The organism is Mesorhizobium sp. M7A.F.Ca.ET.027.03.2.1 (assembly GCF_003999175.1).
In the GTDB taxonomy this organism is placed as follows: Bacteria; Pseudomonadota; Alphaproteobacteria; order Rhizobiales; family Rhizobiaceae; genus Mesorhizobium.
The window spans coordinates 1-21,429 of record NZ_RZOM01000010.1 but is presented as its reverse complement, the minus strand read 5'-3'; the positions used below and the strand labels follow the sequence as shown (position 1 = coordinate 21,429).

The window sequence follows — 21,429 nt, the reverse complement described above, 5'->3', positions numbered from 1 at the left end:
CTTGCCGCAAGGTTCCACAGCAGGCAAAGCCCGAGCAGGGAGACCGCTACGGTCAGCGCGGGCATGAGTGCCGTCGCCAGACTGCGTCGGCCGGACATGCTCGGCGGGGCATCACGCGTGCCGTCGGTTGCGGTCATTTCTCGGGATCCTGCCAGAACGTGCCGGGCGCCATTTCCGGCGCGCTGCCGACAAGCTTCGCGCCGCCGACCGCCGCCAGCACATGGTATAGCCTGCCGGCGTCGGCCGCTTCCTCGGCGACCGACCGTCTGGGAATGCCCTGGCGGTAGCGATCGCGCAGTTTTTCCAGTTCCTTGCCTTCCGCGCGAATGATCGGAGCCAGGCGCAGCCATTCGTCATCGGATCTGGCCAGCAAGTCCTTGGCTTGCGCGGACGCCCTCACGAAACCCCTGACGGCATCGGGGTTTTCGCTCGCCCATTGGTCATGGAAGACGTAACCGAGCGCCGACACGGGTCCCAGAGCCCCAAGCGCTTTTGCCGCGTCATTCACGCCGATCAATCGACGGAAGCCATTGGCCTCGAGACGCGCGCAAAAATGCCAGAAATTCAGCACCGCATCGAGTTCGCCCTGTATCGCCTTTTCCGAAATCAGCGGCGGCGCGCCAAAGACGATGTCGCTGGTTGCCGACAGGTCGACGCCGAGATCGCGCCTGGTCAGCGCTTGTATAAGCAGCCAACTCTTGTCGAGCGGGCCGCCGGCGACGCCGATTTTCTTGTCCTCGAGATCGGCGACCGTCCGGATCGGCGAATCCTCCTTCACCATGATCGCCCCCACGGAGGTCGAATAGGGGGTCAATGTGAGGTCGCCGCCTTCGGAGCGCTGGCGCGAGACCCACAGCCAGTCGGAGACGATCATGTCGATCGCGCCAGCCAGCATCGCGACGTTGGTTGCATCCTCGCCGGCGAAGTCGATGATCTCCAGATCGATCCCGTTGGCGGCATCGAATTTGTGCTGCCTTAGTGTATCGAGTTCCCAACTCACGGTTCCAAACTTCAGCACACCGAGGCGAATCCTGGCTGCCGCAACGACCGGCCTGGTAGCAAGAACAGCGGCTGTCCCGAGAACCGCCAGACGCAGCGTCATGCGCCGTGAAACCATCATGACACCTCCTCCCCAGGGTTCCGCGCTGCCAAATCAGATGGCTCGTTCCTTGCTCGGAAATGCGCATTTCCAGCGCATGACCTTGAGGGTCGGGTGTTCCTGAGACCATTTCGCGATTTCGCTGGGGGCAAGGATCATGCACTGGAACAGAGTGCCGCGGCTCTCGAAATAGAGATGCTCGTCTCGGCAATTGCTCGGATTGGCGCCGAGGCAAACCGTCAATATGAGATCGACCATGTCCATTCAGCACCTCTTGCGCGTTCCCAAACGCCCATCTCGGCGGGTCCAGCCCAACCAGGAGCCAGGACAAACCGCCACTTGCCGGATTTCTCAAGGTGCCAATGGAGAAACCGGAATGAGGTCAAGCTACGCGCTCGCCCGATAGCCGTCAACAAAGACGAATGGACAGGTCTCTTGAGCTCGCAGGCCCCTAAACCTTTGTACGATTGACTTTCACAACATGCCAATTAGCTTCCGAGTCACGCGGCGCGGCTTCACGGGAGAAGCGGAATTTCCACTCCACCGCGTAAGGCGCATACCGACGGATCAAAGGATCGGCATGCGCAAATCGTCCAGGGCACCCAGACGATCAATGAGGAAATACCATGCGCGCAATCGCATTTTTCGCAGTCATGTCCGTTGTGCCCTTCATCGCGAGCCAATCCCAGGCACAGGATGCGGCGGCTGGTGAGAAGGTCTTCGCCAAATGCAAGGTCTGCCATACCGCCGACCAGGACAAGAACAAGGTCGGCCCGTCGTTGAACGGCGTCATCGGCCGAACGGCCGGCACGCACCCGGGGTTCAGCTATTCTCAGGCGATGGTCGCGGCAGGCAAGTCCGGCGTCAAATGGGATGAACCCACGCTGAAGACCTATCTTCACGATCCCAAGGCCATGGTCAAAGGAACAAAGATGGCGTTTGTCGGCCTGAAGCAGGACGAAGACATCGCCAATGTCATTGCCTATCTGAAGCAATTCTCGAAATAGAGCGCAGCCGGCCGTTCGAATTTGCGTTCGGCCGGCGGACGCCTTGATCACGCATCGGCTTGCAGCCTCTGCATGGCCGAAGGCAGATCGAAAAGGCTGTCGCAAACGAGGTCGGCGCCAAGCTCTTCCACCGGAATGTGGCTGTAGCCGCCGCGCAACAGAATGACGGGCATGCCGGCGGCGCGTGCGGCACCCAGGTCGGCGCCACTGTCTCCGACCAGCAGCGCGTCACCGGGGTCGACCCCAAGCTGTGCCAACGCCAGCAGCAGGGCATCGGGCGCCGGTTTCAGGAATGTCACCGCGTCTCCGCCAACGATTGCGCCGAAATATTCCGTCAATCCGAAATGAAGCAGGATTTCGCGGGTCGCCAACTGCGGTTTGTTGGTTGCCACCCCCATGCTTACTCCGCCCAAATGAAAGTGGGTGAGAGCCTCCCTGACTCCAGGCATCAGCCTTGTCAGGCCGGTCAGATGCCGGCGGTAGATAGGCGCCATGACGCGGTTGGCCTCATCGAGAGCGTTGCCGAGCAGTGGCGCTCCCGACGCCGCGAAGGCTCGCTCGATCAATTTCCTGACGCCGCCGCCGATCATGGCCGTGACCTGATCCAGGCGCAGCGGCGGCAGACCGCGACTGGCCAGCAGTTCGTTGACGGCGGCCGCTATGTCCGGTGCCGAGTCGACCAGCGTGCCGTCGAGATCGAACAGGATCGCCTTCGGCGATCGAAGCGGCCTACCTGCACCGACGTTCATGCGGCATCCTTCCACTTGATCGAGCAGCCGATCGAGGCGATCTGGTCCAGCGGCCCGTCGCCGGTTCGGGCAACCTGCTTCATCGCCTCGAACAGGTCGCGTCTCAGCCCGGGCGCTCCGGCTTCTCGTCGCGAGGCGTCCAGCCGACCGCGATATTGCAGTCCCAACTCGCTGTTGAACCCGAAGAAATCGGGAGTGCACACGGCTGCGTAATCGCGCGCCACAGTTTGGCGGTGGTCGTGCAGGTAAGGGAAGCTAAAGCCGTTCGTCGTGGCGAAGAGCTTCATTTGGTCGAAGGAATCCTCCGGGTAGGTGTCGGCATCGTTTGAGTTGATCGCGACAAAGCCGATACCTTCGGCCTTAAGATCGTTGGCATCGCACACGATACGTGAAATCACCGCCTTCACATAAGGGCAGTGATTGCAGATGAAGGCCACGACCAGGCCGTTCGGGCCGGCCTGGCTGAAGATCGAATGCGACCTGCCGTCGACGCCAGGCAAAACGGCATCGATGGCGCGCCAGCCGAAATCGCACACAGGGGGGACGGCCGCCATGCTTGCCTCCGATGGAATGGTTATGCGGCTTTCCGGATCGCACCGTCGGCCGTCTGTCGGATGGCTCCAATGTTGGCGCGATAGGCTGCCTCGGTGCCCCCCTTGAACACGGCCGACCCGGCGACCAGCACATTGGCGCCGGCCGCGGCAACCAGCGGGGCGGTTTCGGCCGTGACGCCGCCATCGATTTCGATGTCAATCGGGCGGTGGCCAACCAGTGCCTTGATTCGCCTGATCTTCTCGATGACCGCGGAAATGAAGGCCTGGCCGCCAAAGCCTGGATTGACCGTCATCAGAAGCACCAGGTCGAGCCTGTCGAGCACATATTCGATGGCGCTCTCCGGCGTCGAAGGATTCAGCGATACGCCGGCCTTCTTGCCGAGATTTTTGATCGCCTGCAGGGAACGATCGAGATGCGGCCCGGCCTCGGCGTGCACCGTGATGATGTCGCAGCCGGCGTCGGCGAAGGCGGCCAGATAGGGGTCGGCCGGCGCGATCATCAGATGGCAGTCGAAAATTTTGTCCGTTCGGTCGCGGATCGCCTTGATCACCGGCGGACCGAAGGTGATGTTGGGCACGAAATGGCCGTCCATCACGTCGAGATGGATCCAGTCGGCACCCGCCCGCACGACAGCTTCGACCTCGTCGCCGAGCCGCGAGAAATCCGCGGAAAGCACGGAGGGTGCGATGATTGTCCTGGTGACCATGGTCGTCGTCTCCAATTCTGTCTGCGGGTGTTGGTCGCTGCGCCAGCCGGCTCCATCCCGTCAGCGCATCTTCGTCTCCGGTTCGCCTTCGAGTTTCCCTTCCGCGAACACGCGGCTGCCGCGAATGTCGGATTCCTCGATGGTGATAAGATCGGCTTTGGTCAACACCTGGCTGCGCGATGCGAAAAGCCGGTTGGCCTGCCGCAGCCGTGCCCGGTCGAGCCCATTGCGGACCGAACGCGCGTTGGAGAAATGCGGCAGCCTCATACGGATCGGAAGATACTCTTCGAGCGCACGGGACGCCGCCTCGCTGAGGCGATAATTCTGCTCCGCGAGCATAATCTCGGCGATCGATTTCAGTTCGCTGACGCCATAGTCGGGGAAATCGAGGTGATGGGCGATGCGCGAACGCATGCCGGGATTGCTGTCGAAGAAGCGGTCCATCTTGTTCTTGTAGCCGGCAAGGATCACAACCAGATCGTCACGGTTGTTCTCCATGCACTGCAGCAGGATTTCGATCGATTCCTGGCCGTAGTCGCGTTCGTTCTCGGGCTTGTAGAGATAGTAGGCCTCGTCGATGAAAAGCACGCCGCCCATGGCACGCTTGATCACCTCGCGGGTCTTGGGCGCGGTGTGGCCCACATACTGGCCGACGAGATCGTCGCGCGTCACGGCGACCATGTGGCCTTCGCGGACATAGCCGAGACGATGCAGGATTTCGGCCATCCTCAGCGCCACGGTGGTCTTTCCGGTGCCGGGATTTCCCGTAAAGTTCATGTGCAGCGTCGGGGCGCCCGAGGTCAGCCCGAACTTGCGGCGAAGCCGGTCGACCAGGAGGAGAGCGGCGATCTCGCGGATGCGGGTCTTGACCGGCTTCAGGCCAACGAGTTCACGGTCGAGCTTGTCCATGACCTCGTCGATGTTGGACGCCTCGAACTCGGCCTGCAGATCAACCGTCGCGTCCTGTGCGGCAGCGTCCTTGGTCATCGCGTTCAGCATGGTTCAGCTAGCTCCGCTCGCCCTCGGGCCTGTCGGTCGCATAAGGCACGATCGAATAACCCTGGCTGCGGCCGTCGCGCTCCTGGCGCAGCAGCCGGAAGCCGGGTTCGCTGGGCGGCCGGTTGACAATGAACGACATGCGCGGGGCTTCCCAGCCCTTGGTCGAATCGAAGGCGGTTACCCGCACATACATGTTCGGACAGGCTTTCCGGCAAGCGTTGACCTCGAGCAGTATGCCCGCCGGATCTTTCAAGTCGAACATCGGGTTGCCGTACATTTCCCAATAGGTATTTCGCGGATGCGGATCGTCCGTGTACTCGACGCTGACCGCCCAATGGTTCTTCAGCGCGTATTTGATCTGCGCCGAAATCTGTTCGTCGGTCAGATCGGGCAGGAACGAGAACTGCCCCTGTGTGACCTTGTTTCCCGGATTGGTCATCATGACGATGGTTCCTTTCGTCTAGAAGCTGGGCGTTGCTGTTGGCACGAAGTCGACCGTGTCGGTCGATTCGTAGTTGAAGGTGACGTCCTTCCAGGTCTCCAGGGCAGCCTTCAGCGGCGTGCACCATCTGGCCGCCTGTTCGAGGATCTTGGTCCCTTCGCGCAAATAATCGCGCCCCTCGTTGCGGGCCAGGATCATCGCTTCCAAGGCGACGCGATTGGCCGTCGCGCCTGCCTGGATGCCGTCCGGATGGCCGATTGTGCCGCCGCCGAACTGCAGGATGACGTCCTCGCCGAGATAGTGGATCAACTGGTGCATCTGGCCGGCATGGATGCCGCCCGAGGCGACGGGCATCACCTTGTTGAGCGAGGCCCATTCCTGATCGAAGAACAGCCCGGTTTCGAGGTTCTGCGGCGTGCGCTCCTCGCGCAGCGTGTCATAAAATCCCTTGATCATGAGCGGGTCGCCTTCCAGCTTGCCGACCACCGTGCCGGCATGGATGTGGTCGACGCCGGCCATGCGCATCCATTTGCAGATGACGCGGAAATTCATGCCGTGGTTCTTCTGGCGCGAATAGGTCGAGTTGCCGGCACGGTGCAGGTGCAGGATCATGTCGTTGCGGCGTGCCCACTTGGCCATCGACTGGATCGCCGTGTAGCCGATGACGAGGTCGATCATGACGATGCAGGAACCAAGCTGCTTGGCGAATTCGGCGCGCTCGTACATCTCCTCCATCGTGCCGGCGGTGACGTTGAGATAATGGCCCTTGACCTCGCCGGTGGCAGCCGACGCCTTGTTCACGGCCTCCATGCAGTAGAGGAAGCGGTCGCGCCAGTGCATGAAGGGCTGCGAGTTGATATTCTCGTCGTCCTTGACGAAGTCGAGGCCCCCCTTCAGCGCTTCGTAAACGACGCGGCCGTAATTGCGGCCCGACAGGCCGAGCTTCGGCTTCGTCGTCGCGCCGAGCAGCGGCCGGCCGAACTTGTCGAGCCGCTCACGCTCCACCACGATGCCTGTCGCCGGCCCCTGGAAGGTTTTGAGGTACGCCACCGGGATACGCATGTCTTCCAGCCGCAGCGCCTTGACTGCCTTGAAGCCGAACACATTGCCGATGATCGATGCGGTCAAATTGGCGATCGAGCCCGGCTCGAACAGGTCGAGGTCGTAGGCGATGTAGGCGAAGTACTGTTGCTCGGTCTTGGTTCCGGGACCGGTGTTCGGCACCGGCTCGGATCTGAACGCCTTGGCGCGATAGAGCTCGCAAGCCGTCAGTCGGTCGGTCCACACCACGGTCCACGTCGCGGTGGAGGATTCGCCGGCGATGGCCGCGGCCGCCTCCTCGTGGTCGACGCCCGGCTGCGGCGTGATCCGGAACATGGCGATCAGATCGGTCTCCTTGGGCCTGTAGTCCGGCTCCCAGTAACCCATCTTCTTGTAGGGGATGACCCCTGACTTGTAGCGTTCCTTGCCTTCCTTGAGCGTCCCCGCTGGCAGTATGTCGATCTTGTTCATGACAGGTCTCCTGTTTGTTGCTCAGGCGGCTTTCGCGATTGCGATATGGGGATCGAGTTTTCCCGCGGCGTAACGTTTCGCCATCTCGTCCATGGCGATGACCTTGATCTTCGAGGCGTTGGACGCCGTGCCGAAACGCTCGAACCGGTCCCGGCAAAGGTCGCGCAAGGCATCCATGGCTGGCTTCAGGAATTTACGGGGATCGAACTCGCGCGGGTCTTCCGTCGCGACGCGGCGGAACTGCCCGGCCATGGCCATGCGGCAATCGGTGTCGATGTTGACCTTGCGCACGCCGTAGCGGATGCCGCGCTCGATCTCCTCGACCGGAACGCCAAAGGTCTGGGGCATCTCGCCGCCGTATCTGTTGATGATGTCCTGCAGTTCCTGCGGCACCGAGGAAGAGCCGTGCATGACCAGATGCGTGTTGGGCAGCTTTTCGTGGATCGCCTCGATCACCTGCATGGCCAGGATGTCGCCGTCCGGCTTGCGGGTGAATTTGTAGGCGCCGTGCGAGGTGCCGCAGGCGATCGCCAGCGCGTCGACCTGGGTTGCGGTCACAAAGTCGACCGCCTGGTCGGGATCGGTCAACAACTGGTCGTGGGAAAGCGCGCCTTCGGCGCCGTGGCCATCCTCTGCCTCGCTTTGACCGGTTTCCAGCGAGCCGAGCACACCCAGTTCGCCTTCGACGGAAGCGCCGACCCAATGCGCCATGCGTGCGACGCGTTCGGTTATGGCGACGTTGTAGTCGTAGCTGGCCGGCGTCTTGGCGTCCGCCATCAAGGATCCGTCCATCATCACCGAGGTGAAGCCGTGGCGGATCGCCGAAAGGCAGGTGGCCTCGCTGTTGCCGTGGTCTTGATGGATGCATAGCGGGATGGTCGGGTGGATTTCGGTCAGCGCCTCCATCATCTTGGCCAGCATGATGTCGTTGGCATAGGATCGGGCGCCACGCGAAGCCTGGATGATGACAGGCGCGTCGCAGGCCTTGGCCGCTTCCATGATGGCGAGGCCCTGTTCCATGTTGTTGATGTTGAATGCCGGTACGCCGTAGCCGTGCTCGGCGGCATGGTCGAGAAGCTGGCGAAGGGTGATGCGAGCCATTGTGAATCCTCCTAGATGATGAGCTTCAGCGCCGCTGCAGCTACCGCTTCGGACGTTATGTTGAAATGTCGGTAGAGGTCGGGGGCAGGGGCGCTGGCGCCGAAGCCGGTCATGCCGACGAAAGCACCGGTCTCGCCGATCCAGCGGTCCCAACCCAGCCGGGCTGCCGCTTCGACCGCGACGCGCGGCGCCGAGCCGAGGACGGCCTTGCGGGTGGCGCTTTCCTGCTCCTCGAAAAGCTCCCAGCACGGCATCGACACGACGGCGGCGGCGACGCCATGCTCGGTCTCCAGCCTTTCGGCGGCAGCAACCGCGATCTCGACCTCCGAGCCGGTGGCGATCAGGGTGACGGCGCGGTGCCTTGCCGGCTCCCGCAGGATGTAAGCGCCCTGGCAGGAGCGGTTCTCGTCGCTGTGCGACCGACGCAGCATCGGCAGGTTCTGGCGCGACAGCACCAGGACGCTCGGCCGATCCTTGCTCTTTAGCGCGAGTTCCCAGCACTCCGCCGTTTCGATGACATCCGCCGGGCGGAAGACGTTGAGATTAGGCGTGGCACGCAGCATCGCAAGGTGCTCGACCGGCTGGTGCGTCGGGCCGTCCTCGCCGAGGCCGATGGAATCGTGTGTCATCACATAGATGACGCGCTGGCCCATGAGCGCCGAGAGCCGCATCGCGCCGCGCGCATAATCGGCGAAGCACAGGAACGTACCGCCATAGGGCACGAAACCTCCATGCAGCGCGATGCCGTTCATGGCGGCCGCCATGCCGTGCTCGCGAATGCCGTAGTGAATGTAGCGGCCGGCATAGTCACCCGGTGCAATGCGGTTCATGCCCTTGGTGATCGTCAGATTCGAATGCGTCAGATCGGCCGAGCCGCCGACGGTCAACTCCGTTGCGCCATTGATGGCCTTCAGCGCCATTTCGGAGGCTTTTCGCGTCGCCACCTTGGTTGCCTTCTCGACATGTTCGCGACGAAAGGCGTCGAGCGCTTCGAAGACCGTGTCGGGCAGTTCGGCGGCGACGGCGCTCTCGAAGGCCTCGCGCCGCGGCGAGGCGGCAAGCCGCTGCTCCCAGGCGCGCCGCATCGCTTCGCCGCGACCGGCAATCTCGCGCCAGGTGAAAAGGATATCATCCGGCACATCGAACGGTGCGTGGGCCCAGCCGATGTTTTCGCGTGTCGCGGCGATCTCTGCTTCACCCAGCGGTGCGCCGTGCGTCTTTTCCGAACCGCCGAGATTGGGGGCACCCATGCCGATCACTGTGCGGCAGGCAATCAGCGATGGCCGATCCGACCGCCGCGCCGCCTCGATTGCCGCGGCGACTGCCTCCATGTCGTGGCCGGCGACGCTTTGGACATCCCAGCCGGCGGCCTTGAAGCGCGCCGGCTGGTCCATCGACGTGGAGAGGGAGGTCGGCCCGTCAATGGAAATCGCATTGTCGTCCCAGAAAACAATCAGGCGGGAAAGCTTCAGGTGACCAGCGAGGTCTATCGCCTCGTGACTGATGCCCTCCTGAAGGCAGCCGTCGCCCGCAATGACATAGGTATGATGATCGACCAGATCGGCACCGTAGCGGGCGGCAAGCATACGTTCCGCCAGCGCCATGCCGACCGCCGTGGAAATGCCCTGTCCGAGCGGTCCGGTGGTGGTCTCCACGCCAAGCGCATGGCCGTATTCCGGATGTCCGGCGGTGCGGCTGCCCAACTGCCGAAATCGCTGCAATTCCTCGATCTGCATGTCTTCATAGCCGAGCAGATGATGCAGTGCGTATTGCAGCATCGAGCCGTGGCCGGCTGAAAGCACGAAACGGTCACGGTCGGGCCAGTCCGGCCTCGACGGATCGATATTGATGAAGCGGTTGAACAGCACCGTTGCGACGTCGGCCATGCCCATCGGCATGCCAGGGTGACCCGAATTCGCCTTTTGAACGCTGTCCATCGCCAGCGCGCGAATGGCGTTCGCCATGTCGCGCTCCGAGACGGGAGCGGTTGTGGTGACGGGCTTCAGTGCTGTTTGGCTGGTCATTGCATCCTCCTCACGACACACGGCTCTTGCGTTCAATCAATTGCAGGATGAGCGGCGTCAGGATCAACTGCATGGCAAGATCGAGCTTGTTGCCTGGCACCACAATGGAATTTGGCCGCGACATGAACGAGTCGTGGATCATCGACAGCAGATACGGAAAATCGATGCCCCGCGGATTGGCGAAGCGGATAACCAGCATCGATTCGTCGGGCGTCGGGATCCAGCGCGCGATGAACGGGTTGGACGTGTCGACGATCGGCACGCGCTGGAAGTTGATGGCGGTCTGCGAGAATTGCGGGACGATGTTGCGGACATAGTCGGGCATCCGGCGCAGGATCACGTCCATCACCGCCTCGGTGGAATAGCCGCGTGTCGAACGGTCGCGATGGATCTTCTGGATCCATTCGAGATTGATGACCGGCACGACGCCGATCTTGAGATCCGCATGCTTGGCCAAATTGATCGTGTCGGTGACGACACAGCCGTGCAGCCCCTCGTAGAAGAGCAGGTCGCTGGGAGCGAATTCGCGCCATTCGGTAAAGGTTCCCGGTGGCGTGCCGTGCTGCTTTTCCTCTTCCTCATCATGAATATAGGTGCGGGTCTTGCCCGTTCCGCGGCGGCCATATTCCGCGAACACCTCTTCGAGAATTCCGAGTTCGTTGGCCGCGGCATTGAAATGGGTGAAGTTCGGGTTGCCGGCCTTTTCCTCCTCGGCCACCTTTGCCTTCATCGCCGCGCGATCGTAGCGGTGGAAGGCGTCGCCTTCGATGAAAGCGGCCTCGATGTTCTCGCGCCGGAAAATCAGATCGAAGATGCGCTTGACCGAGGTCGTGCCGGCGCCCGACGACCCGGTGATGGTGATGATGGGGTGCTTGGCTGACATGGTGCTGCTCAGGCTCTGAACAGGCCGCGGCGGCTGAACAGCGGCGCACGCTCACCGATGTTGCTAGGCTCTGTGTGGTAGCGGGTGATGCGCGCGACTTCCCGCGCCGACCCGAAGATCATCGGCACGCGCTGATGCAGGCTCTCGGGTTCGATTTCCAGGATGCGGGTTATCGCGTCGGTGGCGGCACCACCAGCCTGTTCTATGAGATAGGCGATCGGGTTGGCCTCGTAGACGAGGCGCAGCCGTCCCTGACCATAGCCCTTGCGTCGATCGCCGGGGTAGAGAAAAACGCCGCCGCGCATCAATATGCGGTAACAGTCGGCGACCAGAGAGGCGATCCAGCGCATGTTGAAATCCTTCTCGCGCGGTCCTTCGGTGCCCTCCAGGCAGTCGTCGACATAGAGCCGCACGGCCTCGTCCCAGTGTCGGTAGTTGGCGGCGTTGATGGCGAATTCCTGAGTGCGTTGCGGGATGATCCGGCTTTCATAGGCCTGGACGAAGGTGCCGAGCCTTGTCGAGAAGACGAAGACATGCGTGCCGCTGCCGAGCGACAGGACGAGTGCCAGCTGCGGCCCATAGATGAAGAAACCGGCGCCTAGCTGGTTCACGCCCGCCTGCAAGAAAGAGGCGGCCGGATCAGCGTCCGGCGCGCCAGTTGCGGTCAGGAGCGAGAAGATCGTTCCGATCGACACGTTGGTGTCGATGTTGGAGGAGCCGTCGAGAGGGTCGATCGCGATGGCCAGTGGCGCTTGCCTGTCGAGCAGGACCGGCTGCTCCAGCTCCTCGGAGGCGTAAAGCGCGACCGGCGCACGGCGCATGGAGTCGAGGAAGATGTCGTCGGAGAAGACGTCGAGATCCTTCTGAACGTCGCCATCGGCATTGGCGCCACGGGTTTCGGCAAAGGCGGCGCCGAGCACCCCTTGGTTGATGGTGTTGCGGACCTTGATGGCGGCCTGTGTCAACTGACGGACGGTCGTCACAACTGCCGAGCGGAATTCGTCAGGCTGGCCGAGATAGGAGTTCAGAAAAGCGTCGAGCGTTGCCGCTGGCATCGTAACCTCCCGGTCCGGCCGCATCTCCTCGGAGCGGCTGGACTGGAGGAATGGAAACAAACGTGGCCAGATAAGTAAAATTCAATAACTTTACCGAGCCAATAAAGATAATTTAGTATGCCGCATGAGGAACCTCACGCTCAAGCATTTCAAAACCGTCCAGGCAATCATCAAGTGCGGCAAAATTGTCAGCGCGGCCAAGATGTTAGGTCTGTCTCCTCCAGCGCTGACAATCCAGTTGCGGCAAGTGGAGGAAGAATTCCAGCTGGCTCTGTTCGACCGAACATCGGACGGCATGCGTCCCACTGCCGCAGGTCTGGCTTTCTTCGAGACGGGGCAGGCTATCGAGGAGCATCTCGGTTTGCTCGGAGACAAGATGGATGCCATCAAGGGCGTACGCACCGGCAGCTTGAGGCTCGGTGTCGTTTCCACCGCCAAATATTTCGCGCCGCGGCTGATGGCTGCGTTCATGAAGGACCATCCCGGCATCGACATGCGGCTTGCCATCGGCAACCGTGCCCAGACGATCGACAACCTCAGGAACCACGACATCGATATCGCGCTGATGGGGCGTCCGGCGAAAGAGGTTCCGGTGCGTGCTTCGGTCTTCGGCGATCACCCGCTGGTCATCATCGCGCCGCCCGACCATCCGTTGGTCGCGGCGCGCGATATCTCCAAGGAGCGGATCGCGGAGGAGCATTTCCTTATTCGCGAGCCCGGCTCCGGAACCCGCATCTCGTTGGAAATATTCCTGAGCGACGTGCCTGGCCGCATCGACGATCTCGGTGTCGAGATGGCGTCGAACGAAACGATCAAGCAGGCGGTGATGGCCGGCCTGGGCATCGCCTTCATCTCTGCCCACACCATCGCTGCGGAAACCGAAGCAGGCCGGCTTGTCATCCTCGACGTTGTCGGCATGCCGATCCGCCGGCAATGGTTCTCAGTGATGCGAACCGATCACGCAATCTCGCCGGCCATGGCCACGTTCAACGATTTCCTGATGCGCAAGGGCGCGATGTACCTGCCCCTTTTCGGAAAGCTGTATCCAGACAAGGCGGGATGACATTGCACGAACGCGACGGAAAGTCCGGTGGAGAACGCCCGCGATCGTTGGTGTTATATAAGCGATATGTTATGTTGCAGTGCGAAAGAGCGGGGGCCACGTCCTTTCACACCCGTAAGCGATCTGTATGTGCAACCCCTGCAGACTGTTCGGAAATCTCCCGGGTAGGGTTCGGGAATTCGATGGGGAAAAGGGGTAATGCTTTACACACTCGTTATGATGGTCTGCCTGACGGATGTACCGCGGACCTGCGAACAACGCGAACAAATGGTAGACGGTCTGGCCATGAATCCCGGGACTGCCTTCATGCAGGCGCAGCCGCTGGTGGCTCGGTGGATCGAGACGCATCCCGGTTATTTCGTGCAGCGCTGGCGTGTGCTGCCTGGCAGGGGGTCATGAGACTGGCGGCCCAGGTCTATTTCTTCACGACGAGCGTTTCCGAGACGGTCTTCGACAACTGGTAAAGCCGCTGCTCGATTATCGTGGGCACATCGCAGACATAAGTCAGCGACTGGACCCGTTCGGTGAAAATTCGCGTCGCGAAATTCAGCTGGTCGGTTCGCCGTTCGACTTCGTCCGGATCCGCATCGGCCTTGGCGCGCAGCGCGTCGACTTCGGATGCTTCCTTGCGCAACTGTGCCGCCATTTCGAGCTGTTTGTGCGCATAGCGGGAGATGCCGGAGATCACGTGCGAACGCTCGGCGTCCATATGGTCGAACATTCCCTGCACCAGCATCGTCATTTTTGGTGCGACCTGCTCGGCCGGCAGGGAAGTCGCGAAATCCTTGATCTCTTTCTGGGCTTCGGCAATCGGCGTCCGCCGGGCCGCCACCGCCTCGACAAGCGCCGACACACGGGCATCCTTCGCCCAATCTTTCGCGGTCGCGGGAAGCTCCGGCCCATTCCAGATCTGGCCAAGCGAGAGCCGTGGCACCTTACGCTGTATGCAAGGCCAGTCGGGATCGGTGTTTGCCGCGCCGGCGCCTCCCATCGAGCCAAGCGTGGCGACCACAACGAGAGTGTGAACAAGTCTCATTCGCGCCATCAGGCGTTTCCTCCCATGTCCTGCTTGCGGATCACCAAACCGCGCGAAGGGTCGTATGCGATGATGGCGCCGCCCAGAAACAGCAGCGTGCAGCCGGCCACGACGCCCAGCGACAGCCACTCGATCTGCCCGTAGAAAGCAAAGCGGATCAGTTCGACGGCATAGGTGAACGGGTTGCAGAGGCAGATTTTGTAGAGCAGCGGGCTCGCCTCCTGGATGCGCCACAAGGGATACAGCGCCGGAGACGCGAAATAGCCGGGAAAGATGACGAAGTTCATGATGCCGGCGAAGTTTTCGAGCTGCTTGATCAGCGAAGACAAGAGCATGCCGAGAGCGCAAAGCATCATGCCCGACAGGAACAGCGCCGGCAGCACATAGAGGTAGCCGAGTGGCGGCGCTTTGACGCCCCACAACCAGGCAACGATCAGGAACGCGTAGACCTGCACGATCGATACGGCCACGCCGGCGAGCATCTTCGACACCAGCAGGAACCAGCGCGGAAACGGGCTGACCAGCAGGATGCGCATATTGCCCATCTCGCGGTCGTAGACCATCGACAGCGAAGACTGCATGCCGGAAAACAGCAGGATCATGCCGCAAAGGCCCGGCGTGATATAGACCTCGTAGAGCACATAGGTCTTGTAGGGTGGGATGATCGACACGCCGAGCACCTGGCGAAAGCCGGCGGCGAAGATGAACAGCCAGACGAGCGGCCGGACCAGCGAGGAAATGAAGCGTTCGCGCTGGTGCAGGAAGCGCAGGCACTCGCGCAGGACGACGCCTTTCAGGCAAATGAGATAGTGGCGCAGGCCGAATGGCTCAGACCGCACTGGCATGATGCTGGCGACCTTTCCAGGCATCGCAGGAGCGCTCATGGCGACGTCTCCACCATGCCCGCCGTATCGACGCGGCTGAGCTTCGAAAAGGTTTCGCGAATCGAATTTCCACCGTTCGCACGGGTCACATCCGACACCTTGCCGCTCGCGACCAGATCACCCCGCCGCAGTATGACGACATGGTCGGCGTCTTCGACTTCGTCGATCAGATGCGTGGCCCAGAGCACGCCGATGCCCTCGGCTTGGACGAGCTTGCGGATGGTGGCGAGGATGCCCGCGCGAGACTCGATGTCGAGGCCTACGGTCGCCTCGTCAAGCAGGAGCAGGGAAGGGCGGTGCAACAGCGCCCGGGCGATTTCGATGCGCCGCATCTGACCGCCGGAGAGGCTGCGTGCCTTGTCATGCTGGCGGCCCTGCATGTCGACCGCTTCAAGCAGCGCGGCAATGCGCTGGCGAGCGTCGCGTCCGCCAATGCCATGCAGCGAGGCGTGGTATGAGAGATTCTGGTAGACGCTGAGGTCGAGGTCGAGCGTGCGTGCCTGGAACACGATGCCGACGCGTCTGAGTGCTTCGCCGGATGCGCGGCGAATGTCATGGCCGAAGATGCGGATCGATCCGTGACGCGTGTCGTAGAGGTGGCTTATCAGTGAGAACAGCGTTGTCTTGCCGGCCCCGTTGAGGCCGAGCAGAACGGTGAAAGTCGCCGGCGCGATCGAGAAGGAGACGTCGTTGAGCGCCCGCTTCTGGCCATAGGAATGGCTGACGGCACCGACATCGAGCGCCGCCACCTCTTCTCCCGGACCGCTTGTCCTCATATGCTGCATGCCGGGCCGCTCCTTCAGGACGCGTTGGCTATCTGGCGCCTTGATCGCCTTTTGTCTCACTTGATCGTAATCTTGCCCTTCAGTCCCTTGTCGGCAAGGTCGGGAACCGACCAGGTATATTCGCCCGGGCGAACGGTATGGAACTGCACCTGGATCGTTCCCGCGTCGTCGAATTCCAGCCAGGCTGGTCCGCCGTCCATATGCACTTCCAAATCGTTGATGACGATCTGGTCCATCCAGACATTGCGGAAGAGGTCGGTGACGAACTTGTATTCGAAACCGCCCTTGGAGGTGATCTTCCAGCGATAGCCCTGGCCGGCGATCAGCTCGAAATCCTTCTGATTGACGGCGTAAGTGGAATCGGCCGAACCAATAATCAGTTCCGGCAGGTTCTTGCTGGCACGCGACGGTTTTGGTGTTGCGTCGTCGGCGCTTGCTCCGGTCGGAGCAAGGACGAATCCGGCGAGCGCGGCGAAGAAAAACCTGCGGAAAAGTTTCATGTCTTGAGCCTCCCGATGATCAATGTCTGCTATTTGGGCGAAATGACCACACCCCAGGGCTGCTGGCCCACGGTGAGCGATTGGACCGGCTCGTCGGTGGCCGTGTCGATGAAGGTGATATCGTTGGAATTGCCATTCGTGGTGATCAGCGTTTTCTGGTCGGGCGTGAAGGCCAGATGCCAGACACGCTGGCCGACGAGGATGTATTTCTCCACCTCGTAGGTGTCGGTATTGATCACCGCGACATGGTTCGCCGGGCCGAGCGCGACATAGGCTTTCTTACCATCGGCGGTGATGGCGATGCCTACCGGCTGGATGGTTTCGGCCCGCAGTCCCTGAATCGCGAACTGGATCTTCTTCACCACTTCGCGTTTGGCGTTGTCGATGACGCTGACAGTGCCACCGACCTCGGCGCTGACCCAGACCTGCGAGCCGTCGGGCTTGAAGTCGGCGAAGCGCGGGCGCGTGTCGACCAGCACGTTGTCGGTCACCTCATGCGTGCTGGTGTCGATGAAATGCGCCATGCTGGTGGTTTCCGAGGTGTTGACCATGGTCTTGCCATCGGGGCTGACACCCATGCCTTCCGGTTCCACGCCGACCGGAATCTCGGCCAGGACCTGCTTGCTTTCGACGTCGATGGCGGTGACGAGATTATCGTCCTCATTGGCGACATAAAGCGTCTTGCCGTCTGGCGAGAGCACGAACAATTCGGGATCGGGGCCGGATGGCAGCGTACCGACGATTTCAAGCGTCGCGGTATCGATGATCTGGACCGTATCGTCATCGCTGGCGCATAGGTAGACGAACTTGCCGTCATGCGAGATGGTGATGCCGCGCGGTCTCTGGCCGACTTCAACTGTCTTCACCACCTGCATCGTCGCCGTGTCGACGACGGTCATCGTGTTGTCCTTCTCGTTGGAAACGTAGGCCGTATAGGCCGATGCCGGACTGGCCGTCAGGCCGGCCGCGAGAATGGCGAATGCGCAAGCTCGTTTCTGCACGCAAATTCCTCCCGATTGACTCTACTTGAGAGCGCATTTCGTTTCCGGCTGATCGACACCGAGCGTGTCGAGTTCGGAGACTTGGTGAAGATAGCCCTCTTGTGGCGATGTCGAGACGACGGACTTGGTATCGCCAAGCAAGATCGGCTGGCGAAGCTGGAGGTTCCATTTGCGGAAGGTCAGCTTCTGCCCCTTGAAAGCAGCAACCGAAAAGTCGTCCGAGCGCATGTAGTCGCTGATCTTTTTCGCATCGTCGCCCTTGGTGCGCGTGGTGGCCTCGCCGACGGCACGCACCGCCGTCCAGGCCGACATGTCCTTTGAAAGCATCCGCCGGCTCGCCGTCTTCAAGAAGCGGCTCTGCATCTGGATGCCGCCCCATTGTTCGCTGGCGGGATGCCATGACGATGCAACCAGACCGGCCGTGCCGGCGACCAGCCGCGGCGTCCAGGTGCGATAGGGCACGTATGTCCCGAAAACCTCGCTTTCGTCCGCGACAAGCACCACGTCATGCTCCGGGAGATCTTGCGTGAACACGGAAATCTGCTGCTGTATCTGCGTGGCGCCGGTGTCGGTGCGCCTGGCTGTGCCGGTATCCTTGAATTCCTTCTCGGCGACGATCTGGCCGCCGAAGCGGGTTGCCGCGCGGCGCAACGCATCGGCGTAGAGACGATCCTGCTCATGCGACCCATACAGCAGCACCCAATTCGGCCACTTCTTCACCATGAGATACTGCGCCAGCGCATCGGCCAGCATGCTGCGCGTCGGCGCGACATGGAAAACGTTGACGCGGCAGTCCTCCTCGCGAAGGCTGTCGTCGGTGGCGCCGACGTTGAAGATCAGCACGCCTTTGTCGCGGGCGATGTCGGCGATCGACAGCAATTGTTTGGCTGAAAGATCGGCGACCACATAGCGGTCGCCCTTGGCGATCATGCCTTCGAATGCCTGAACCGCGTCGCCGTCGGGCTTGATCTCGGTCACGTCGAGGCGGAATTTCTGGTTGGTGAACTTTCCGGTCGTATTGTTATCGCCGATCGCCACCTCGGCGCCGGCGACACCTTGGTCACGTGGCGGCAGGTCGAGCATGGAAAGCGTCAATTGCGGTGCGTAGGCCCGCAAATAGCCTATCTTGATTTCGGTTGTCTTTTTTTCCGGCTTCGCCACCGTTTCCTGGCCTGTCGCGTCGGAAACGTTGACGGTCAGGGAAAAAAAGCACAAAAAGGCAGCGAGAGTGCCTGGCACCGCGCTCGTCATCGATAGTAATTACCCATTCTTGCGCAAAGGTTCGACGGTTGCCGGACCCGCGCCAAGTCAAGGTGCCCATGATCAACTTAGCCGACCCGCAAAATTTATCAAACCCTATCGGAAGACTTTTCGCGCCTGCCAGAACGGTGCGGAAGGTCGCCGGCGTCGATTCGCATGGCAACACCGGCGAGACGTGGCGCAGGGGGATCGACTGCCTCTATAAAAACGTCTTGTCCTCCAAACTGGAGAAACTGTTCAAATGACCAGAATGCTGGCAAGCGTCACCGGCATCGAAGAGGCGGAGATCGCTCTTTCTGGAGGTGTCGACATCGTCGACCTGAAGGACCCGAAGGCGGGAGCTCTGGGCGCGGTGTCCACGGAAACCATGCGCCGAACGATTTCGTTCATCGCTGGTCGGGCTCCGGTCAGCGCGGTCTGCGGCGACCTGCCGATGGAGCCCGAAACGATCCGCATCAAGGCCGAAGAGATCGCGGCGACCGGCGTCGACTATGTGAAGATCGGATTTTTTCCTTCGGCGAATATCTCTGCCTGCGCACAGGCGCTCGAACCGCTCGCCGCACGAACGAAGCTGATTGCCGTGCTGTTTGCCGATCTGGCGCCGGACTTCGAGCTTCTGCCGATATTCGCCAGGCATCGCTTCCATGGCGTGATGGTCGATACCGCGCAAAAGGGGAAGGGCCGGCTGCTCGATCATCTGCCGCCGGAGCGTATTCCGGGATTCGTCGACCGAACGAAATCGCTCGGTCTGATGGTCGGCCTGAGTGGATCGCTGGAAGCTCCGGATATTCCGCGCCTATTGCCTTTCGCTCCCGATTTTCTCGGCTTTCGGGGGGCGCTGTGTGGCCATTCCGGTCGCACGAGTTCGATCAGCGCCGAGGCGGTCTCGCAGATTCGCGAGTTGATCCCGGCGGAATCCGGGACCGGCGATCAATCGAGTATCGACTATCGCCTGTTGGCGGCGAGAGGCTATTCGCCGGACACCGACCCGACATTGGGCACGGACAGGATTTTTGTGCGGGATTTTGTTCTGCCGGTCCAGATCGGTGCCTACAGCTTCGAGCATGGCCATACTCAAAAAGTGCGCTTTGATGTGGCCGCCGACGTGCTGCAAATCACCGACCATCCCGAGGACATGCGCCATGTGTTCTCTTATGACATCATCATGGACGGCATTCGCACCATCGTCGCGCGGGGACATATCCAGCTCAGCGAGGCTTTGGCCGAGCAGGTGGCAGCGCACGTCCTGGAGAACCAGCGTGTCGTGCGTGTCACGGTAAGGGTGGAGAAGCTCGAGCTCGGCCCTGGCGGTGTCGGCGTCGAGATCGAACGCAAGCGCCAATCGGCGGGACGCGGCGCTGCCTCCGGCACTGCTGGCCGAAAAGACCGGAGCGTTGTTTTCCGGCCGCGCCAGGAACGCCCCGAAATGCTCCGACGGGCCATCGTCAAGCTTGGCGGCAGCACGGCCCATGCGGCGGAGATGAAGAGCTGGATCGCAGCGCTGGCGGGTTCCAGGCTGCCGATCGTCATCGTGCCCGGCGGCGGGCTCTTTGCCGATCATGTGCGCGAGACGCAGACACGCATGGATTTTTCCGACACCGCCGCGCATGCCATGGCGATCCTGGCCATGGAGCAGTTCGGCCATGTCATCCTCGACCGGGACGAAAGGCTGACGCCGGCACGGTCGCTGGACGAGATCGGGCGAGCGTTGGAGGCGGGCAAGGTTCCGGTGTGGCTGCCGTCGTCACTGGCACTGCCGGCGCTGGATGTTCCGGCCTCGTGGGACATTACCTCCGATTCTCTGGCCGCCTGGCTTGCCGGCAAGCTTGGCGCAAACGCGCTGTTGCTTATCAAGCAGACCGGTGCATTCTTCGATGGCGATACCGCTGACAGCCTGAGGACCCGAGGCATTGTCGACCCCGGCTTTGCCGCCATGCTGCCCGACGGCGTCGATTTCCATCTCGCCGGTCCGAAGGATGCTGCCGAGGCCGGCGCGATGCTCGCGTTGGGCAAGCTGCCCGGCACCAGGATCGTGGCTTCAACAGGGTCGTCGGCAAAGAAGGCGGGATAGCCGATGGTGAAGCTGCATGTGCCGCGCTGGGCATGGGTTTTGACGGGTTCCGGGCATTTCTTTACGGAGAGCTTCGCACTTGTTCGCCAACTCGAACATTGCGATGTCTTCGTGTCGAAGGCCGCCAACGAAGTGCTGCGCATGTACAAGCTTAATCTTGATTTCCCGGAGACGACGCGCGTGCTGCACGACAAGACCGCGAGTGCGATCCCTGTCGGCGAATTCTACCACGGTGTCTATCACACGGTCGTGGTGGCGCCGGCCACGTCCAACACGGTCGCCAAATGCGTGCATGGCATTTCGGACACGCTCGCCACCAATGTCTTTGCCCAAGCCGGAAAGTGCCGTGTGCCAGCCATCGTCTTTGCTTGCGACACCGCGCCGGAACTCGAGACCCAGGCACCGCACGGGCTGGTCAAGGTCTATCCGCGCAGGATCGACCTGGAAAATACCAAGCAGTTGAAGAGTTTCGAGCGGACCCAGGTGGTCGAATCGCTCGCTGATCTCGAAGCCTCGCTCACACGGCGCCGGGCCGAACTCGCAAGCGATGGCTGAGCGGCTGGTTTTTCTTACCGGCCATCTGGCCAAGGCGCGGCTGGAACGGCTGCTGGCCGGGCTGGGCAGAACCGCATTCGCGTGGGAAATCGTCGACGTCGGCGTCAAGGTCGCCGCGCTGATGAGCGAGGACATTGTGAAG

The 21,429-nt window shown here is 61.7% G+C and carries 24 protein-coding genes; 6 read left to right on the top strand and 18 right to left on the bottom strand.

Annotation, left to right across the window (positions count from 1 at the left end):
- Nucleotides 1–133: 133 nt before the first annotated feature.
- On the bottom strand, nucleotides 134–1,120 hold the full coding sequence (locus EN750_RS01220) for an ABC transporter substrate-binding protein (RefSeq protein WP_127395382.1): 987 nt from the start codon (nucleotides 1,118–1,120) through the stop codon (nucleotides 134–136).
- A 33-nt stretch (nucleotides 1,121–1,153) separates the two neighbouring features.
- On the bottom strand, nucleotides 1,154–1,363 hold the full coding sequence (locus tag EN750_RS01215) for a hypothetical protein (RefSeq protein ID WP_127395381.1): 210 nt from the start codon (nucleotides 1,361–1,363) through the stop codon (nucleotides 1,154–1,156).
- 362 nt (nucleotides 1,364–1,725) lie between these two features.
- Between EN750_RS01215 and EN750_RS01210 the strand changes: the two genes are divergently transcribed.
- On the top strand, nucleotides 1,726–2,106 hold the full coding sequence (locus EN750_RS01210) for a cytochrome c family protein (protein WP_127395380.1): 381 nt from the start codon (nucleotides 1,726–1,728) through the stop codon (nucleotides 2,104–2,106).
- Between the two features lie 47 nt (nucleotides 2,107–2,153).
- On the opposite strand, the gene gph is transcribed toward EN750_RS01210, so the two are convergent.
- From gph to EN750_RS01160, 10 genes are read right to left on the bottom strand one after another with little or no spacing between them, the layout of a single operon-like run.
- Entirely contained in the window at nucleotides 2,154–2,855 is a 702-nt protein-coding gene (gene gph, locus EN750_RS01205; RefSeq protein ID WP_127395379.1) for a phosphoglycolate phosphatase, read from the bottom strand.
- Nucleotides 2,852–3,409 (bottom strand): thioredoxin family protein, encoded by a 558-nt coding sequence (locus tag EN750_RS01200; protein WP_127395378.1) that lies wholly within the window; start codon nucleotides 3,407–3,409, stop codon nucleotides 2,852–2,854. Before EN750_RS01200 ends, gph begins: the two co-directional genes overlap by 4 nt.
- Before the next feature lie 20 nt (nucleotides 3,410–3,429).
- Entirely contained in the window at nucleotides 3,430–4,116 is a 687-nt protein-coding gene (gene rpe / locus EN750_RS01195) for a ribulose-phosphate 3-epimerase (protein ID WP_127395377.1), read from the bottom strand.
- A gap of 60 nt (nucleotides 4,117–4,176) precedes the next feature.
- On the bottom strand, nucleotides 4,177–5,103 hold the full coding sequence (gene cbbX / locus EN750_RS01190; protein WP_245482554.1) for a CbbX protein: 927 nt from the start codon (nucleotides 5,101–5,103) through the stop codon (nucleotides 4,177–4,179).
- A 19-nt stretch (nucleotides 5,104–5,122) separates the two neighbouring features.
- Nucleotides 5,123–5,557 (bottom strand): ribulose bisphosphate carboxylase small subunit, encoded by a 435-nt coding sequence (locus EN750_RS01185; protein ID WP_013532057.1) that lies wholly within the window; start codon nucleotides 5,555–5,557, stop codon nucleotides 5,123–5,125.
- A gap of 18 nt (nucleotides 5,558–5,575) precedes the next feature.
- Nucleotides 5,576–7,069, bottom strand: coding sequence for a ribulose-bisphosphate carboxylase large subunit (locus EN750_RS01180; protein WP_127395375.1), 1,494 nt, complete (start codon nucleotides 7,067–7,069; stop codon nucleotides 5,576–5,578).
- A 21-nt stretch (nucleotides 7,070–7,090) separates the two neighbouring features.
- On the bottom strand, nucleotides 7,091–8,170 hold the full coding sequence (gene fba / locus EN750_RS01175; RefSeq protein ID WP_127395374.1) for a class II fructose-bisphosphate aldolase: 1,080 nt from the start codon (nucleotides 8,168–8,170) through the stop codon (nucleotides 7,091–7,093).
- Nucleotides 8,171–8,181: 11 nt separating this feature from the next.
- Nucleotides 8,182–10,194: a transketolase gene (gene tkt, locus EN750_RS01170; RefSeq protein ID WP_127395373.1), complete on the bottom strand. Its 2,013-nt coding sequence runs from the start codon at nucleotides 10,192–10,194 to the stop codon at nucleotides 8,182–8,184.
- A 10-nt stretch (nucleotides 10,195–10,204) separates the two neighbouring features.
- Entirely contained in the window at nucleotides 10,205–11,077 is an 873-nt protein-coding gene (locus EN750_RS01165; RefSeq protein WP_127395372.1) for a phosphoribulokinase, read from the bottom strand.
- A gap of 8 nt (nucleotides 11,078–11,085) precedes the next feature.
- On the bottom strand, nucleotides 11,086–12,132 hold the full coding sequence (locus EN750_RS01160) for a class 1 fructose-bisphosphatase (RefSeq protein ID WP_127395371.1): 1,047 nt from the start codon (nucleotides 12,130–12,132) through the stop codon (nucleotides 11,086–11,088).
- 124 nt (nucleotides 12,133–12,256) lie between these two features.
- Here EN750_RS01160 and EN750_RS01155 point away from each other — a divergent pair, with 124 nt between their 5' ends.
- Complete coding sequence (locus EN750_RS01155; RefSeq protein WP_127395370.1) at nucleotides 12,257–13,195, top strand: LysR family transcriptional regulator; 939 nt, start codon at nucleotides 12,257–12,259, stop codon at nucleotides 13,193–13,195.
- Between the two features lie 267 nt (nucleotides 13,196–13,462).
- Nucleotides 13,463–13,594: a hypothetical protein gene (locus tag EN750_RS41425; protein ID WP_281035283.1), complete on the top strand. Its 132-nt coding sequence runs from the start codon at nucleotides 13,463–13,465 to the stop codon at nucleotides 13,592–13,594.
- A gap of 16 nt (nucleotides 13,595–13,610) precedes the next feature.
- On the opposite strand, the gene EN750_RS01145 is transcribed toward EN750_RS41425, so the two are convergent.
- Genes EN750_RS01145 through EN750_RS01120 form a run of 6 tightly spaced genes read right to left on the bottom strand, consistent with a single transcriptional unit; the run spans nucleotide 13,611 to nucleotide 18,652 of the window.
- Nucleotides 13,611–14,240, bottom strand: coding sequence for a hypothetical protein (locus EN750_RS01145; protein WP_127379872.1), 630 nt, complete (start codon nucleotides 14,238–14,240; stop codon nucleotides 13,611–13,613).
- Complete coding sequence (locus tag EN750_RS01140; protein ID WP_050580490.1) at nucleotides 14,240–15,076, bottom strand: ABC transporter permease; 837 nt, start codon at nucleotides 15,074–15,076, stop codon at nucleotides 14,240–14,242. Before EN750_RS01140 ends, EN750_RS01145 begins: the two co-directional genes overlap by 1 nt.
- A 35-nt stretch (nucleotides 15,077–15,111) precedes the next feature.
- Nucleotides 15,112–15,900 carry an ATP-binding cassette domain-containing protein gene (locus tag EN750_RS01135; RefSeq protein ID WP_127395368.1) on the bottom strand — a complete coding sequence of 263 codons (789 nt, stop codon included), beginning with the start codon at nucleotides 15,898–15,900 and terminating at the stop codon, nucleotides 15,112–15,114.
- 56 nt (nucleotides 15,901–15,956) lie between these two features.
- Complete coding sequence (locus EN750_RS01130) at nucleotides 15,957–16,400, bottom strand: hypothetical protein (RefSeq protein WP_127269840.1); 444 nt, start codon at nucleotides 16,398–16,400, stop codon at nucleotides 15,957–15,959.
- Nucleotides 16,401–16,429: 29 nt separating this feature from the next.
- Nucleotides 16,430–17,401: a YVTN family beta-propeller repeat protein gene (locus tag EN750_RS01125; RefSeq protein ID WP_127268107.1), complete on the bottom strand. Its 972-nt coding sequence runs from the start codon at nucleotides 17,399–17,401 to the stop codon at nucleotides 16,430–16,432.
- Nucleotides 17,402–17,422: 21 nt separating this feature from the next.
- Entirely contained in the window at nucleotides 17,423–18,652 is a 1,230-nt protein-coding gene (locus EN750_RS01120) for an ABC transporter substrate-binding protein (RefSeq protein WP_127395367.1), read from the bottom strand.
- 250 nt (nucleotides 18,653–18,902) lie between these two features.
- Between EN750_RS01120 and EN750_RS40305 the strand changes: the two genes are divergently transcribed.
- The 3 genes from EN750_RS40305 to EN750_RS40300 form a co-directional block, all read left to right on the top strand.
- Nucleotides 18,903–20,732: a (5-formylfuran-3-yl)methyl phosphate synthase gene (locus tag EN750_RS40305; protein ID WP_127395366.1), complete on the top strand. Its 1,830-nt coding sequence runs from the start codon at nucleotides 18,903–18,905 to the stop codon at nucleotides 20,730–20,732.
- A 3-nt stretch (nucleotides 20,733–20,735) separates the two neighbouring features.
- Nucleotides 20,736–21,287: a flavoprotein gene (locus tag EN750_RS01105; protein WP_127395365.1), complete on the top strand. Its 552-nt coding sequence runs from the start codon at nucleotides 20,736–20,738 to the stop codon at nucleotides 21,285–21,287.
- The coding region (locus EN750_RS40300) for a DUF6513 domain-containing protein (RefSeq protein WP_245482555.1) at nucleotides 21,280–21,429 on the top strand (150 nt) is incomplete at its 3' end. The genes EN750_RS01105 and EN750_RS40300, both read left to right, overlap by 8 nt.

Bases quoted from the DNA above. Each gene is read 5' to 3' on its own strand.
- EN750_RS01220 (WP_127395382.1), bottom strand. From the start codon at position 1,120: ATGATGGTTTCACGGCGCATGACGCTGCGTCTGGCGGTTCTCGGGACA.
- EN750_RS01215 (WP_127395381.1), bottom strand. From the start codon at position 1,363: ATGGACATGGTCGATCTCATATTGACGGTTTGCCTCGGCGCCAATCCG.
- EN750_RS01210 (WP_127395380.1), top strand. From the start codon at position 1,726: ATGCGCGCAATCGCATTTTTCGCAGTCATGTCCGTTGTGCCCTTCATC.
- gph (WP_127395379.1), bottom strand. From the start codon at position 2,855: ATGAACGTCGGTGCAGGTAGGCCGCTTCGATCGCCGAAGGCGATCCTG.
- EN750_RS01200 (WP_127395378.1), bottom strand. From the start codon at position 3,409: ATGGCGGCCGTCCCCCCTGTGTGCGATTTCGGCTGGCGCGCCATCGAT.
- rpe (WP_127395377.1), bottom strand. From the start codon at position 4,116: ATGGTCACCAGGACAATCATCGCACCCTCCGTGCTTTCCGCGGATTTC.
- cbbX (WP_245482554.1), bottom strand. From the start codon at position 5,103: ATGACCAAGGACGCTGCCGCACAGGACGCGACGGTTGATCTGCAGGCC.
- EN750_RS01185 (WP_013532057.1), bottom strand. From the start codon at position 5,557: ATGATGACCAATCCGGGAAACAAGGTCACACAGGGGCAGTTCTCGTTC.
- EN750_RS01180 (WP_127395375.1), bottom strand. From the start codon at position 7,069: ATGAACAAGATCGACATACTGCCAGCGGGGACGCTCAAGGAAGGCAAG.
- fba (WP_127395374.1), bottom strand. From the start codon at position 8,170: ATGGCTCGCATCACCCTTCGCCAGCTTCTCGACCATGCCGCCGAGCAC.
- tkt (WP_127395373.1), bottom strand. From the start codon at position 10,194: ATGACCAGCCAAACAGCACTGAAGCCCGTCACCACAACCGCTCCCGTC.
- EN750_RS01165 (WP_127395372.1), bottom strand. From the start codon at position 11,077: ATGTCAGCCAAGCACCCCATCATCACCATCACCGGGTCGTCGGGCGCC.
- EN750_RS01160 (WP_127395371.1), bottom strand. From the start codon at position 12,132: ATGCCAGCGGCAACGCTCGACGCTTTTCTGAACTCCTATCTCGGCCAG.
- EN750_RS01155 (WP_127395370.1), top strand. From the start codon at position 12,257: ATGAGGAACCTCACGCTCAAGCATTTCAAAACCGTCCAGGCAATCATC.
- EN750_RS41425 (WP_281035283.1), top strand. From the start codon at position 13,463: ATGGTAGACGGTCTGGCCATGAATCCCGGGACTGCCTTCATGCAGGCG.
- EN750_RS01145 (WP_127379872.1), bottom strand. From the start codon at position 14,240: ATGGCGCGAATGAGACTTGTTCACACTCTCGTTGTGGTCGCCACGCTT.
- EN750_RS01140 (WP_050580490.1), bottom strand. From the start codon at position 15,076: ATGCCAGTGCGGTCTGAGCCATTCGGCCTGCGCCACTATCTCATTTGC.
- EN750_RS01135 (WP_127395368.1), bottom strand. From the start codon at position 15,900: ATGCAGCATATGAGGACAAGCGGTCCGGGAGAAGAGGTGGCGGCGCTC.
- EN750_RS01130 (WP_127269840.1), bottom strand. From the start codon at position 16,400: ATGAAACTTTTCCGCAGGTTTTTCTTCGCCGCGCTCGCCGGATTCGTC.
- EN750_RS01120 (WP_127395367.1), bottom strand. From the start codon at position 18,652: ATGACGAGCGCGGTGCCAGGCACTCTCGCTGCCTTTTTGTGCTTTTTT.
- EN750_RS40305 (WP_127395366.1), top strand. From the start codon at position 18,903: ATGACCAGAATGCTGGCAAGCGTCACCGGCATCGAAGAGGCGGAGATC.
- EN750_RS01105 (WP_127395365.1), top strand. From the start codon at position 20,736: ATGGTGAAGCTGCATGTGCCGCGCTGGGCATGGGTTTTGACGGGTTCC.